This is a genomic window from Streptomyces sp. NPDC126497 (assembly GCF_040302425.1).
Lineage (GTDB): Bacteria > Actinomycetota > Actinomycetes > Streptomycetales > Streptomycetaceae > Streptomyces.
The window spans coordinates 86,286-101,172 of the sequence record NZ_JBEORT010000013.1; the positions used below are offsets into that span (position 1 = coordinate 86,286).

Genomic DNA, 14,887 nt, shown 5'->3' on the forward strand with positions numbered 1-14,887 from the left:
CACGACAGTGGGCACATGCGCCCCCCCCGCAGGTCACTCGGGCGGATCGACCCGCGTCCGGAACTGCTGCCAGCAGTGGTGGACGTGCTGTTCGGCCTCCCGTACGGCGCAGGAGGCGGCGTCAGGGAGGGCGGCCGCGGATGATGTGACCGTGTCGGCGTACGGTGCGGCGCGACCGCGCACCGGGTTCGCCTCGCGGGCGACACGCCTTCGATCGCCCTGGTGGAGGACGACTGTCCGGGCGACCAGGATCGCGGCGATGACTGCTGCGGCGGTCAGCGCGGCAGCCACATGCTGATCGGACATGACTGTGAAGGGTCCTTCGTAGGAGTACTGGTTCGAAGGCGGCAGGGCCGGCCGGTGTTCCTACCCGTTCGACCGGCCCTTCCGCCTCCTCGTGCCCGTCAGCCGGGCAGGCTCGGATCAGGCGGCGGAGCCGACGCGGTCGGCGGCCGCTTCGACTCCGGTGAGGGTTGCGCAGCGGAGCGCGGCGGCGAGGAGGACCTCGTACCAGGAGAGTTCTCCGCCACCGGTGCTCGGGATGCCCTCACCGCGGCCGGGCGTCTTCCACGTCTGTTCGGACAGGGCTCCTGAGGCCGTTGCCGCCGACGGCACCGATCACCGGACCGGCCGGCTTGCGGGCGGTCTTCGGAGCCTTCCCCCGGCTCATGCTTTCCGGCGGCGGCAAGCCAGCCACATCATGACCGTCACGCCCGCTGCCGCCAGCAGTACCTTGCGGTTGTCACGCGCCAGTTGCGCTCCTTGGGCGGTCTTCTGCCGCACCGGTTCGGGTGCCTTGTCCTGCCACATCCGACCGGCCTGGGCCGCCTTGGCCCGGGCCTGTTCGGCAGCCCGGACGGCCTTGTCCTTGACCGGGTCGGGCAGCCTGTCCTGCGCCTGGCGGGCCAGGCCGGCGGCCTTCTCCTTCAGCTCCCCGCTCCTGAGCGCGGCTTGCCCCTTCAGCTCGCCGGCCTTCGCTGCGGCCTGCTCCTTGACCTCGGCAGCCTTCTCCTGGGCGCGAGCCTTGACGTCGGTCCGCGCCGCGAGCGCTTCGACGGTCTTCCCGAGCTCGGTGCGTGTCTGCTCGACCTGCTCGCGCAGTTCCTGAGGGCTGGAGGCGGTGGGCTCGTCGTGGGGCGGCTGTGTCATCGGTGCGTACTCTCCTTGATCTCGGCCATGTCGGCCTTCACGTTCTCGACCGCCTGCTCGGGCGTGGGCGGCGAGGCCTGCTCGACCTGCTTCCTTCCACTCATGGCCAGTACTACGGCGATCACACCCAGCACCGCTGTGACGATCAGCCCGGCTGCCCGCACCGGCAGTGCCACCGCCAGTGCGCGCACGGCGTGCTGGCGGAAGTGGAGTGAGCCCCGGGCCGAGGGCGACACACGGACGAGCCAGGGCCGGCCGGCCCCGGGCCCCGGCGTGAGCACGGCCGGCTCCGCGTGGGGCGGGGTCATGTCCGACGTCCGCTTCTCGCTCGGTCCCGGCCCACGGGACCGAGGGCCCCCTCGGTCTTCGCCGCCAGCAACAGCCTGCGCCCGCGCGGTTTCCGTGCCGAGGGCTGAGAGGCCGTCGGGCGGGCCGAATCCCGGTTCACCCGGCGGGCTCAGCACAGATGGCCCGGCGCTCCACGCGACCGTACGTTCGTCAGGGATCAGCGTGCCGGGCCGGTGCTGCACCGATCGGCCTCCTTGTACCAGAGCTCAGGAAAGTTGACTGATGGCCGACCTCTTCCGCTACATCGAGCACGCCTTCGCGGTCCCCGCGCCGACCGACTCGATCGATGCCACCAACAATTCCCAGTTCCAAAAGCAGCTGAACGACATCGTCACCGCTGGGGAAGAGGCAGACCTCGGGGCTTCTGACACCGGGGCGCCGGCCCTGCCGCCGCCCGAGGTGTCCGAGCAGGTACGGACGCTCTCCCGGCAGTTCCTGACGACCGCCTTCACCTCCCCGACGGCGGACCCGGCCACCCTGGGCAAGCCGTTGGACGGGCTGGACGCCGGGATCGGGAAGCTGGCCACGGTCACTCCCGCGACGGTCAAGAACCTGATCAAGGACACCTTCGGGTCCCTCCCCGACCAGTTGGTGACACAGCAGGGCTTCAAGAACGACCGGGAGCTGCTGCAGAACGCGGTGGTGGCGGTCAAGCTGGTGACCGGCTTCGACCGGATCGACGCGGCGCGCGTGGTACGTCAGCTGCGTGCCGCGGCCTTCGTGGTCCACATGGCGACCAATCCGACGGCCCTGGACCGTACCGGGGCCCGGCGGCTGTTCGACCGCCCGTTGCGCGTCCCTCCGCGCCTACTGTCCGCGGTCACACCGCCGCCCCCGGCGGGGCTCACCTCGCGTACGATGACCGACCACCGCGCCGGGCAGAAGGAGCGGGACCACCTCGACCAGCTGCGGCAGGAACGCGACTGGCTGCGGACCGCGTACGACCGGCTGCTCGCGGCACGCCCGGACGAATTGCACCTCACGGCCCCCGGGCAGCCATCGTCCGGCACGGCGGTGGAGCAGGCCGCTGACGAGGCGGAGCGGCCGGACCTCGGCGTCGCCGTCGAAGCCGCTGCGCCCGCCGAACCGGCCCTGCTGCTCCTGACGGACGCCGCCCAGGCACGTTTCAGCCGGGAGGAGGCCGCCGCGATGGCTCGGCTGGGGGTCCGGCTGGAGGAGACCGCCGTACCGGTCGCGCTGGACCGGATCGAGCAGCGGCTCACTGCGCTCGGCCGGCGGCTGCTGCCTCAGGAGGTTCCCACCTCGGCCAGAGTCTTCCGGGTCGGTGCCCATCTCTTCGCCGAGACCACGGATGTCATGCCACCCTCCGAAGAGGCACCGGTCGAGGACGCGCCGGCGCGCGAGCCGGACTTCAGCAAGGCGGTGACGAGGCCGGTCGGTTTCGGTGATCTGCTGGTGGTGCGCCAGGAGGTGACCGGCTACCGGGCGGGCGAGATCTCCCACATCGAGAACGTGATGGAGCATGAGCTCCTCCGCCGCCGGACCCGGCGCACCGAGGAGTCGGAGATCACCGAGACCGAGGAGACCTCGACCTCCCGGACGGAGGAGCGCGACCACCAGTCCACCACCCGCGACGAACTGGCCGGCGAGATCCAACGGGAGGCAGGGCAGCAGACCACGGCCGCGAGCGAACGGATGACGTCCTCCGACTACGGCCGGCTGGTGGAGAACAACAAGACCAACTACGCCCAGACCGTGGTGGCCAAGTCGGTGGAAAGCCGCACCCAGCAGGCGCGCACCGAACGGGTGCGGCGCGAAAGGCGCAGCTTCACCGAGCACGTCGGCCACACCATCGAGAACCAGGGCGCCAACAAGCTGCGCGGCGTCTACCAGTGGGTCGACAAGGTGTACAGCATGCGGCTGCTGAACTACGGCAAGCGCCTGATGTACGACGTGGTGGTGCCCGAGCCGGCCGCGGTCCTTACCCAGGCGCTCAAGGACGCCGCCCAGCCGGAGCAGTTCCAGCTGGTCAAACCCCTCCCGCCCGATCTGGCACCCGAAGGGATCACCGCCTCCACCTACACCTGGTACGCCAACCGGTACGGCGTCACCGGGTCGGTCACCCCGCCGCCCGCCGTCTTCGCGAGGACGGTGTCGCGGACCCAGGTGATCGAAGGCACCAAGAAGGTGTCGGCGTACGGCTCCGACTTCGACCTGCCGCACATGACCGCCTTCACGCTCACCGTCCCGGAGGGCTACAAGGCGGTCAGTGGTTATGTGCACACGGTCAACGACGACCATGTGACGGACGCGTCGCCTGGACGGACGCTTGAGGTCTTCGTCGGGGAAAACGTATACGAACGGATCAACGAATCGGCCCGTCCCGTCCTCAACGCCTCCTTCCAGATGGCCGGGGAGACCGGCGAGGTGCCGGTCAGCGCGCGTACCTTCCCGAAGGTGGTCGGCATGGCCTACGCCGTCGCGCTGGTCTGCCAGCGCACCGACGAGGCCTACTCCCAGTGGCAGTTGAAGACACATGCCACGATCATGAGCGGCTATCAGCGTCAGCTCGCGGAGTACGAGGACAAATTGGCCCGGTACGTCGCCGCCGCCCGGGCGCAGCTCGCCGCGGCGGGCGGCCTGGCACACGACCCGTCCGTGACGCTCCAGGAGCTGAAGCGGGCCTTCGTGTTCCTGCTGCTGGGCGAGCACCCGACGACCTGGCTGCCCACCCCCACGCCGGCGCCCGCACCGCCGAACCCGGCGCTGCCCGATCCGGGCGTGGTACGGGACTGGGGAGCCGTGGTGGCGTTCTTCGAGCGCGCCTTCGAGTGGGAGAACCTGATGTACACCTGCTACCCCTACTACTGGGGCCGACCTCAGCGGTGGCAGGAACTGTTGCTCGCGCAGGATGCCGATCCGCGGTTCGAGGCCTTCCTCAAGGCCGGCGCGGCGCGCGTGGTGGTCCCCGTCCGGCCGGGGTTCGAAGCGGCCCTCGCCCACTACCAGGAGACCGGGGACGTGTGGATGGGCGAGGAGATCCCCGACATGTACGGCGACCACTACCTGTCGGTCATCGCGGAGATCAAGGCCGCCAACCGGGCCCCCGGCCAGGAGGTGTGCGTCGAACGGTGGGAGGTCACGGTACCGACCACCTTGGTCCTGCTCAAGGACGACGACACCCTGCCGAGCTGGCCCGCCACGCCCTGCGGTCCGGCGATCTGACGGCATGGCGGACGACCTGCGTGAGGAGCTGCGGCGACGCGTCCGATGGTTCTACGAGACACAGTTGCGCCGCTTGAACTGCGACGCCTTCCGCGGGGTCCGGCCCGGGCAAGAGGGACCACTGCTGGACCTGATCTCCGAACCGCAGCTGACGGCCGTCTTCGGCCAGGCCCCGAGCGGCGTGCTGCGGGAGACCGGCCGGGTCTACCTGGACAGCGGCCGGCCGGTGTGGACGGACGAGGAGGCCGCGCGGCACCAGGCGTTCGGCGACACGCTCCTCGGCCGCATCGGGGACTGGCTCGGCGACCGCGAGCCCCACAGGCTGGCCGAGCGTCTGAAGGCGCTCCGGGAGAAGTACGAGGCGACCCCGTTCGCTTCCTCCACCGGCCCCGAGGATCCGCTCGCCGGCTTCCCGCGGGAGCATCCCGCGATGCCTCCCGACGAGCGGCTGCCCGGCGAGCAGATGGGCCCGGCGATCGCTCGCGCCGAACTGGCGGGACAGATGCCCTGGCTGATCCCCGAGCTCTACCGCACCGCCGACGAGAATCCCGCCGACCCCTACCAGTGGGTGGCGGCCCTGGAGCGCCACGTCACGGAGTTCGAGACCGAGCTCGGGCTCGCCACCGGGGGACTCGCCGGGGCGGGGCTGCCCTTCGACCCCAAGGCGCCGTCCGGGTACCGCACGGTACTGGCCGCGCTGCTGAAGGCCGCCACCGAGCGGCGGGCCGGCGATACGGTGCGGGTCCGGCTGATCGAACGGTCCGGCGACGACCCCGAGGGCGAAGGGACCACGTACGCCTATCGGCTCTCGGTGGGCACCGACGGGGCACCGACGGGCCCTGTCACCGCGTACCCGCTGTCGCGGCGTGTGGCGTACTGGAGCGGTGTCGTCCATTCCTCCCTGCGCGAGTGCGTGGGACTCAAACCCAACTCCGACATGGGGCTGTGCCAACTGGTGCGGCTGCTCTACCGGTACGGTCCGCTGCCCGCCCGGTTCGGCACCGCCGCCTCACGCTGGCGCACCCGTACGGCGCCGGACGACCGGTTCGCCCGCTTCGTCGAGGCCCGGACCGCTGGAAAGGCAGTCACCAACGACTCCAGGCTCACCGAACGGCTCCGCAACGCCACTGCCCGGCTGCGGATCGTCCTGGAGGAAACCTCAACCAATCACCTGGCGCCGGATCCGAACTGGTCACCGCTGGCCGGGGAGATCCTCAAACAGGGCCTGTTGTCCTACAAGTTCTGGATGGACGAGAGGCCCCGGGCGAGAGGCAACGTCCGGTTGAACAAGGTCAAGGCCGGGCTGGGCTTCGGTGACGAGGCCGACCGCGAAATGGAGTTCTGGTCGGAGAACCACTACATCATGTTCGCGGCCTCCGAGTATCTGCTGGGTCAGCTCTGGGAGGATGAGACCTTCCAACCGTGCCGGCTGTTCGCCGACCCCGAGGACCGCACCGGGGTCCGTACCGGGGCACAACGACGCGACCGCGGGCGCGCGCGGGTGCTCAAGTGGCTCAACAGCCGGCTGATGTTCGGCTGGATGGAGTTCCACTCGTCGGGCTACTACCGCGAGCACCTGTGGGCTCTGCTCAACCTCGTCGACTTCGCCCTCGACGAGGAGGTACGGATCAAGGCCACGATGGCCGTGGACCTGATGCTCTTCGACGTCGTCCGGTTCCTGCACCGCGGGACGATGGGCGCGGCCGGTGGACGCAGCCAGTTCAAGTCCAGGAGCCACGGCTTCGACAACGGGCTGTCCGACGTGGTGGAGATCCTCTGCGGCGCCAAGGGCGTTTTCGTCGAGGGGAGTTCGCAGATCGGAGCCAGCTTCGCGTCGTCCACGTACACCGTGCCGGAGGTGCTGCTCGAGATCGGCACGCATCCGCCGGAGTATCCCTTCACCGACCGTTCCCGGGTGTCGGTCACCTTCGACGAGGCCGCGAAACACGGCATCCTCTGGTCACAGCGGTCCGCGGTCAAGGACTCCCTGCTGGTCGGCTATGCGTCCAAACGGGAGCGCCACTTTCCGCACCTGGCGGAGGTGAACCGGGAGATCGCCCGTACCCACGACGGGTACGGCTGGGTCGAGGACGACACCGTCTTCTTCTGGGGCATGTCGGCGTTCTTCAACAAGCAGGTGGTGCGGAACTCCCTGCATGTGGTCCACCGCTTCGGCCTGGAGGACAGCGAGGCCTTCAGCCTCCTGCAGAAGCTGATCGAGATCGTCCTGCCGATCCTCAAGCTGCCGGGACGGCTCCTGCCGGATCTCGGACTCGACGGCGAGCGGGACGAGCGGGAACTGACGGAGGAGTCCGCCGACGACCTGTCCCTCGTGCTGGAGGGGTCCACCCGGACCCGGGCCAACATCGTCACCCACCGCTCACCGGGGGCGATGCTCTCCACCGTCCAGAACTTCCGGTACGGCCAGCTGAACTTCCAGAGCAGCGTCCAGCAGGCCACTCTCAACGGCGCGCTCAACGTCTTCGTCACCGCCGGCTTCGCGGGCCTCGACATCTCCGACATCGCCGCGTTCGGCGCCGGGGCACTGGCCGGCGGCCTGGTGCTCGGCCCGCTGGGCGCACCGCTCGGTGGCATCGGCGCGGTCATCGCCAACAACGAACTCATCGAGGGCACCAACCCGCTGCCACGTGCCGACGGACCCGACTGGTGGACGGGCTACTGGGCCCTGCCGCGCGTCGTCCAGTACGGCGGAGCGGCGATCATGGCCTCGGACTTCCACGAGGTCCAGGAATTCCTCGCCGAGACGGGCTCGCACGCCTGGTTCCCCAAGCACGCCTTCGACCAGGTGGTGGAGCGGCGGACGTCGGCCTACGACGATGCGAACTTCCCGCTTCTGGACATCGGGCACATCGGCGCCAAGGGCTTCTGGCTGTTCGGGAAGGTGGTCCACCCCGCGCCCGGGGGATCGTCACCCGAGGAGGGATACGTTGGGGTCTTCTCCAACAGGCGGCCCGAGTGGTTGACCAAGGAAACCGACCCCTACCCGAAACGGTTGGAGGAGAAGGGCTACGACGAGGAGGCGCAGGAGGCCTTCCAGGACTTCTTCGCCGGGCGGGACTGGTACACCGGCGGGAAGAACGTGTGGATCGTGCAGGTCGGCAGCAGGAGCGAGTTCGGCAGCTTCGAGGCGTTCACGGACCGCGTGTCGTCGGCCCGGATCCATCTGGACGACGCCGGTGACCTGGAGTGCACGTACGACGCGCCGCGACCCGGCGGCGGATCGGACCGGCTGCGCCTGGCAAGCGGCGGAGGCGGGGAGTTCGAGCTCAACGGCGGGCCACTGCGGACCGACCTGTTCCCGCGCTTCGAGAACCCCTTCGTGCGGGGCGGACTGGTGGAGTGGGGGCAGCGTGCGTACTGCCTGGAGTGGAACCAGCGGTCCCTGCTGCACGACTTCACCGACTTCCGGCGCCCGGTCCGGACGGAGCAGCCGGTGACCGCCCCGGGGGACGCCGAGACGATCGTCGCGCTGGTGATCCACCTGCACACCGGTGACCAGGCGATGGAGACGTTCACCGTGGCGACCGCGACGGTCGACGTCGGCTGCGAGCGCCTCGCCACCGATCAGGTGGTGGCGGCCGGGCCGGTGGCGGAGGACACCCACCACGACGCCGAGTGGATCTTCCTGGACCGGCCGGTGCGTCGCTCACCCGACATGGCCGTCTCCCTCACCCACCCGGCGTCGGGAGGCGAACCGGTCGATCCGGCACGACTGTTCGGCTTGCGGCCGCAGGGCCCGCCCGTCCGGCCGGACCTCTCCGCCCCGTTCGCACTGCCCGCCCTCGACCCGGCGTCGCTACTGGGCCCCCTGGCCGCGCTCGGCGCGGTGGGCGACCCCGAGTGGAAGGCCTCGTACACGCTCAGGGCACTGATGGGGGACTGGCGGCTGCGTGAGTGCTCCGTGCCGTTCGGTGCGGTGGACGTGAGGGGGGACCGGCGCGGCACCGGGCCGCAGCCGTTCACGGTCCGGCTGGCGGCCTGGGCCGAGTGGAAGCGGGTGCCGGGGGAGATCCGGGCCCGGCGCTGGACGCTGGCCCGCCACCCGGCGGTATGGCTCGACCATCACGACCTCCTGGTCCTTGACGACGGCGGGGCCCTGTGGCACCGGCGGACGAACTGCGGCATGACCACCGGGGCGTGGGTGCGGGTGGAACCGTCCGCGCTGGAGCCTGCCTGGGCCCGGCCGTTCTCCTGGGCGGCTGCGTCCGACTTCTCCGGACGGGCGATCCTGACGGTGGTGAGCGAAGGCCGACTGCTGGCCCGGGTGAGCGACCAAGACGGTCGCTGGGCCGGCCCATGGGCCGACCTGGCTCCGATGACGGCCGGTGTGATCATGCCGAGGCCGGTGCTGCTGGGACCGGGCAGCGTGCCGGCGCTGGTACCACGGGACGATCCGTTCTCCGGAAGCGCCGATCTGTACGTGACCGGCGCCGACGGAGACCTCTACCTCCGGTCCGGCTGGGAACCCGGAACCGAGGGCCTGTGGGAGCGGCTCGCCACCGAGGGGTTCGACGCGGCCCCCGAATCGCCGGCGGGGGTCGCCGGGAGCCACGTCGTGGTGCGCTCGACGCTCGGCGCGCTGTGGCGGCGCGAACGGGGCACGGTGCCAGGGCTGTCGGGGTCCGGTGGCTGGAGGGAGCTGGGCGGGCCGGGGTACGCGGTGAGACGCTTCGCCGTGGCCGGCGGCGGGGACGAACTGTTCCTCGCGGCGACCGGGGCCACGGGCCGGGTGAGTCTGGGACGGCTGCGCGGCGGCGGCCCGGTGGAGTGGGTGCCGACCGCGGCCGAGGACGACTGGCGGCCCCGCCCTGATGCGGACGTGGCCTGCGTGGTGTCGGAGGGAGGCACGGCGTGGGCGCTGGCCCCCGGCGTGGACGGGACCGTCCGTTCGGCATCGGCCGACGACGGCGTCTGGCGCCGGGTCGGTTCCGCTCCGGGCCCCTCCGAGAGGGCCGGGATCCGCGGGGTGGGCGGCCAGGTGGCCGTCACAAGCCGTCTGCCGGGGCAAGCCGAGGTCTTCGCCGACACCGCGGACGGGGCGCTCGGCTGGACCTGGTGGTCCTGACACGTCCGGGCGGGCTCGGATCCGTTCCGCGAGGCGGACCCGTCTTCCCGAGGAGGGATCCGCCGTGAACGGATCGTGCGGCAGCGCAACGGGATGGCGCTCACTGCGCGCGGTGTCGGGCCGGCTCTTCCGTTCGGCCGACTCCCTGGTGGCGGTGTCCGGACGGGTACCGGTGTCGGTCTGGTCCTGCCGGACCCACTTGCGCAGCGTCTCGGTCGTGCCGATCCCGAGTGGGCCGCGACGGCTTTCATCGCGGCCCACTCGGTGTGGTAGTCGGGCCGTACCTCGGCGACCATCCGCACCGCACGACGGCGCAACTCAAGCGGGTACGGGGAAGGACGTGCCACGACTCCGCCACACCCAGGACACTCCGGAGTCCCTGCCGGACCCGGAACGGTTCAGCCCGGGGCGACCCCGCCCTCTTCGACGGGCCTGTGGCGGCGTGCGGGGACTGGAGTGGGCCGGCCCGCACGTCCTGCGCCTGTCCCGGCCCCCCAGGGATCAATCGAATCGCGGTTGGCGCGGAGATTGATCATGGTCCGGTCGACGCGAGGGTGCTGACCCGGTTTCCGCAGCCGGGCGGGCCTTGCGCTGGGCGGGGACCGCCGGGGCGCCATGGCCGCTGTCGAGCGGCCGGCAGCGGGTGAGAAGCCCGCGGCGACAGGAGCGGCGCCGGGCAACGCACGGTGTGACCCCGGCCGCGCCGTACGGGCACCCCCTGGGCGGGCGCGACCCGCTCAGCGGAAGTAGTGCCCCTGGTCGAGGTCTTCCAGGAGCGTGGGATACGTCGGTTGCCATCCGAGCAGCTCACGCGTGATTGCGCTGGATGCCGGCTGGTCCAGCGACACGAGAGCGCCCAGCCAGCCGAAGTGCTCGAGCGCGTTCTCGGCGGGGACGGAGAGGTTCGGCACGCCCAGGTGGCGGGCGATGGACTCGGCGATGCTCCGGACGGTGACGCCTTCCTGCCCGACGACGTTCAGGAGGGAGCCGGCAGGCGCCTTTTCCAAGGCGAGGCGGAAAGCGCGCGCGGTGTCCAGACGGTGGGTGACGGGCCAGCGTTGGGAGCCGTCGCCGACGTATCCGGACACGCCCTTGTCGCGGGCGGTGGCGATGAGCGAGGTGATGAAGCCGGGGTCGTTCTCCCCGTGGACGGCACGCGGCAGGCGCAGCACTGCGGAACGGATCCCGCGAGAGGACAGCGCCAGCACCATCTCGTCGGTTCCGGCGCGGGCGGCCGGGCTGTTGTCGTCGACGACGTCCGTGGCGGTGGGACGCCCGTCGTGCTCGGTGGCGGTGCGGCCGGGGACGGCGGGGGTGCCGCCGGTGGCGATGAAGGGCCGATGTGTGCCCGCGAGGGCGGCACCGATCGCGGTGACGACGCCGCGGTCGGCGGCGATGGCGCTCTTGAAGTCGCCGGAGAAGGCGGCATCGTGCTTGAAGGCCAGATGGATGACGCCCTCGGAGTCGGCGGCCGCGCCGCGCAGGGTGTCGAGGTCGTCCAGGGACCCTCGGACCACCTCGGCCCCGGCCTTGCGCAGAGCCCGGGCGGCGGCGTCCGACCTGGCGAGGGCGGCGACCTGGTGATCGTGGGAGATGAGCTCGGGGACGACTGCGGAGCCGATCCAGCCGGACGCTCCGGTGACGAATACGCGCACGAGTGATCCTTCGCATGAGTCGGGGGATGCCTGTGATCAAAGCGATGTCATTGACTGACATCACTACGGTACCTCATCGATGACAGTCGCTGTCATCGAGTAGGGTGGCGTCATGGGAAGATGGGCGCCGGACGCGCGCGGCCGACTGGAGTACGCGGCCTTGGAGCTCTACACGGAAGCGGGCTTCGAGCGGACCACGGTGAAGGAGATCGCACAGCGCGCCGGACTGACCGAACGGACGTTCTTCCGCCACTTCGCGGACAAGCGTGAGGTGCTCTTCCCCGGGAATCGGCAGCTCCAGGAGGTCCTGGAACAAGCCGTGACCCGGAGCTCCGCGGCGCTCACCCCGGCCGAGGCCGTGACGGCGGCCCTGCTCGAACTCTCCGGTCTGATGGAGGACCGCAGGGAGCTGGCACGGCGGCGTCAGACCGTCATCGCCGCCCACCCGGAACTGCAGGAACGCGAACTGGCCAAGCTCGCGTCCTGGTCGCAGACGCTCACCGATGCCCTGATGCGGCGCGGAACGGCGCAGCCGGAGGCACGCCTCGCTGCGGAGGCCGGTCTGGCCGTGTTCAAAACCGCCTTCGAAAGCTGGATCGCGACCGCCGACCCGCAGCACACCCTGGGACAGTTCGTCGGCGACGCCTTCGACGATCTCGGAAGGCTGTTCGCCCGTTCCTGAGCGCCCGGCGCCCAGTACGGCGTGAGCCTGCTCCGGTGGGCGGGGATCCCCTTCCCGGACTTGCGGAGAAAGGGGAGGCCTTCAGGAACGGATCTCCCATTCGACGCAGATCCTGCCCGAGGAGTGCTCGAAGGTGGCCCGGGGCTCGGCGGGAAGGCCGTGGCCGGTACCCCGTGCGACTCGCTGTACGTGCTGGACGTTCTCTACGACCGCGACGGCGGCCGCCGCCCGGAGACGACCGACACCGACACCGCCAGCTATTTAGTCACCTGGACACCTCGCCCTCCGTTGAGGGTTGGGGGCGGCCGTCACGGCCGTCAGGTGCGATGGCTGCGGGGGTGTCCGTGCGAGTGCAGCAGCGGTGTCTGGAAGACGGCTCGACCGTTGTCGAGCTGCTCGACGAGGACGGGGTACCGGTCGAGGTCGTTGCGGGGTTCCTGCGGTTCCTCGGTGCCCGGGACTGTTCGCCGAACACGCTCGTCTCGTACGCCTACGACCTCCGGCATCTGTGGCGGTTCTTCGAGAGCCGGGGCCTGAGCTGGGAGCGGTTCGCTCCGCCGGACGCGATCGCGCTGCTGGAGTACCTGCGGTCGGTGCCGTCCCGTCGTCCGCGCCGCCGGATGACGCTGTCGGTGGTGACGATGGATGCCGACGGTCCGGCAACCAAGCTCGCGGCGAGCACGGTGAACCGGATCCTGGCGGCGGTGTCCTCGTTCTACGAGTACGCGATCCTGGCCGGGCTGCTGGAGCGGGCCAACCCGATCGAGAAGCGCCCGGACCCCGCGTTGCAGCGCGTCTCCGAGAGGCACCGCCCGTTCATGGGCCGGGCCAGCCGACAGCGCCCCGTCCGCCGGGCCGTACGCGTCAAGACCGTTCAACGGGTGCCCCGTCCCCTGGACGACGAGCAGATCCGGCTGCTGCTCGCGCAGCTTCGAGGGCTGCGCGACCGGGCGATCATGCTGCTGATGCTCCACGGCGGGCTGCGGCCCGGCGAGGTCCTCGGCCTGCACCTCGACGATCTGGCCTACGGGCGGCGGCGCGTGGTGGTCCGGCATCGTGTCGACCACCCCAAGGGCGCCCGGTCGAAGTCCCGCCAGGAGCGGGTCGTGGACCTGCACGAGGCGGACACCCTGGCCACGGTCAGCGCCTACGTGATGAACGAGCGGCCGCAGGACGCCGACAACCGCCTGGTGTTCCTCATCGGCGGCCGTGGCACCCGTCGGTTGGAGCCGCTCGGCTACGACGGGCTGGTGCGGATGTTCTCCCGGGCCTGCGCCCGGGCCGGCATCCGTGAGCCCTGGGTGACCCCGCACGCCCTGCGCCACACTCACGCGACCCGCATGTGGGAGGGCGGGATGCGGGAGCTGACGCTGCAGAAGCGACTCGGTCACGCCTCGCCGGAGTCGACGCGTCTTTACACCCGGGTCTCCGACCCTGCCGTCGTCGCCGACTACCACCAGGCCCTGGACGCCCTGGGCAAGCCGCGCAAGGCCACCTCATGAGGGGCGGCCCCACCTCCACCGCGGCCATGGCCGCCAGCCAAGACCCCATCCGCCGGCGGCGTCCCAGGCACTGCCCCGAGCAGAAGTACGTGAGGTTCATCCGCGGCCAGGACGGCTTCAACCACCACTACCTCAACGCCAAACTGCGCTACTGCCGGGCCTTTCGCGAACGGTGGCCAAACCTTGCCGCGTGGTTCGCCGAGCCGCTGGTCGAGCGGGTGGGGCGATTGCCCGGCGAGTCCTTCCACCGCCCCTCCTTCCCCGCCGCGCGCAGGGCCCGGCCCTACCTGACCTACCTCGGCCTGCGCGGATACGCGACGTTCGACTACCGGTGGATGTTCGCCGTCGGCCAGCTGCGCGTCCACGACCAGGCCGCACTCGCCGGGATCGACCTGGGCACCACGACGCTGGTCAAGGAGGCGATCGCCCTCGGCTACAGCAGCCCGACGGCGAAGCAGGCGATGCACTGGTCGGTGGCCCGGATCGTGCTCCGCAACGGCCTGACCGACGTCGCCGACATCACCGGCGAGCACGTCGCCGAGGTCCTGGAAGCGATCCGGCTCTTCCCCGAAGACCCCGAGTTCACGGCCTTCTACTCCTCGGCCCAGCGGTTCTACGAGGGCCCCGCGAAGTGCTGGATCACGCACCTGCACCAGCTGGAGGTGGTGCTCTTCCACCACGGCCAGGTCGCCGCCCAGCCGCGCAAGCTGATGCCGTCGTGGAAACCGCCCCTGACCCTGCCACCCCGGATGCAGACCGTCGCGCAGAAGTGGCTCGCGGCCCGCAGACTGACCGACGCGCCCTCGACGGTGCAGAAGCTGGAACTCGCGGTGCGGGTCTTCGGACAGTGGCTCGGCGAACACCATCCTGGCATCACGACCTTCGCCGACGTCACACGCCAGCACTGCCTGGACTGGATCGGCCACATCGCCGAGGCACCGACTTCGACCACGGGCAAACCACTGGGCGTCATGTCGCGGATTCAACGGATCTCAGGGCTGTCGCAGCTCTTCCGGGACACCGCGCTCTGGCAGTACGACGACGTGCCCGGCCACACCCTCATCGGCGCCGGCGACGCACCGAAGTACCCGCAGAAGGTGCCGCGGTTCATCCCCGAGCAGGAACTCGACCGGCTGATGCCTGCCATCGACGCGATCGCCTGCCCGTTCCAGCGGGCCGCCCTGCTAGGGCCTCTCGTTTGGATCATGTCGGCGTCGCGGGGCTTGGCACGCGCATCTGCCGCGTTGTCGTCAGTTGCCGACGCTCCGCGTTGGCGCCC

At 70.7% G+C, this 14,887-nt stretch carries 10 protein-coding genes; 5 read left to right on the forward strand and 5 right to left on the reverse strand.

Going from position 1 to position 14,887, the window contains the following annotated elements; all coding sequences use genetic code 11:
• Positions 1 to 33: 33 nt before the first annotated feature.
• From ABTY20_RS09690 to ABTY20_RS09705, 4 genes are all read right to left on the reverse strand, one after another.
• Positions 34 to 306, reverse strand: a complete 273-nt coding sequence (locus ABTY20_RS09690) for a hypothetical protein (protein WP_351996425.1) — start codon at positions 304 to 306, stop codon at positions 34 to 36.
• Positions 307 to 423: 117 nt separating this feature from the next.
• A complete protein-coding gene (locus ABTY20_RS09695) occupies positions 424 to 615 on the reverse strand; it encodes a hypothetical protein (RefSeq protein WP_351996426.1) in 192 nt (63 codons plus the stop codon).
• A 51-nt stretch (positions 616 to 666) separates the two neighbouring features.
• Positions 667 to 1,149, reverse strand: a complete 483-nt coding sequence (locus ABTY20_RS09700; RefSeq protein ID WP_351996427.1) for a DUF3618 domain-containing protein — start codon at positions 1,147 to 1,149, stop codon at positions 667 to 669.
• Positions 1,146 to 1,457, reverse strand: a complete 312-nt coding sequence (locus ABTY20_RS09705; protein ID WP_351996428.1) for a phage holin family protein — start codon at positions 1,455 to 1,457, stop codon at positions 1,146 to 1,148. Before ABTY20_RS09705 ends, ABTY20_RS09700 begins: the two co-directional genes overlap by 4 nt.
• Positions 1,458 to 1,719: 262 nt before the next feature.
• Here ABTY20_RS09705 and ABTY20_RS09710 point away from each other — a divergent pair, with 262 nt between their 5' ends.
• Together ABTY20_RS09710 and ABTY20_RS09715 are read left to right on the forward strand one after the other, a co-directional pair.
• Positions 1,720 to 4,683 (forward strand): hypothetical protein, encoded by a 2,964-nt coding sequence (locus ABTY20_RS09710; RefSeq protein WP_351996429.1) that lies wholly within the window; start codon positions 1,720 to 1,722, stop codon positions 4,681 to 4,683.
• Positions 4,684 to 4,687: 4 nt separating this feature from the next.
• Positions 4,688 to 9,769: a PLL family lectin gene (locus ABTY20_RS09715; protein WP_351996430.1), complete on the forward strand. Its 5,082-nt coding sequence runs from the start codon at positions 4,688 to 4,690 to the stop codon at positions 9,767 to 9,769.
• A gap of 737 nt (positions 9,770 to 10,506) precedes the next feature.
• Here the strand turns inward: ABTY20_RS09715 and ABTY20_RS09720 are convergent.
• On the reverse strand, positions 10,507 to 11,424 hold the full coding sequence (locus ABTY20_RS09720; RefSeq protein ID WP_351996431.1) for an SDR family oxidoreductase: 918 nt from the start codon (positions 11,422 to 11,424) through the stop codon (positions 10,507 to 10,509).
• 112 nt (positions 11,425 to 11,536) lie between these two features.
• Here ABTY20_RS09720 and ABTY20_RS09725 point away from each other — a divergent pair, with 112 nt between their 5' ends.
• The 3 genes from ABTY20_RS09725 to ABTY20_RS09735 form a co-directional block, all read left to right on the forward strand.
• On the forward strand, positions 11,537 to 12,106 hold the full coding sequence (locus tag ABTY20_RS09725) for a TetR/AcrR family transcriptional regulator (RefSeq protein ID WP_351996432.1): 570 nt from the start codon (positions 11,537 to 11,539) through the stop codon (positions 12,104 to 12,106).
• Positions 12,107 to 12,444: 338 nt separating this feature from the next.
• On the forward strand, positions 12,445 to 13,608 hold the full coding sequence (locus ABTY20_RS09730) for a tyrosine-type recombinase/integrase (RefSeq protein WP_351996433.1): 1,164 nt from the start codon (positions 12,445 to 12,447) through the stop codon (positions 13,606 to 13,608).
• A 26-nt stretch (positions 13,609 to 13,634) separates the two neighbouring features.
• Positions 13,635 to 14,887 (forward strand): site-specific integrase (locus ABTY20_RS09735; protein WP_351996434.1); only part of this gene is annotated, 1,253 nt, incomplete at its 3' end.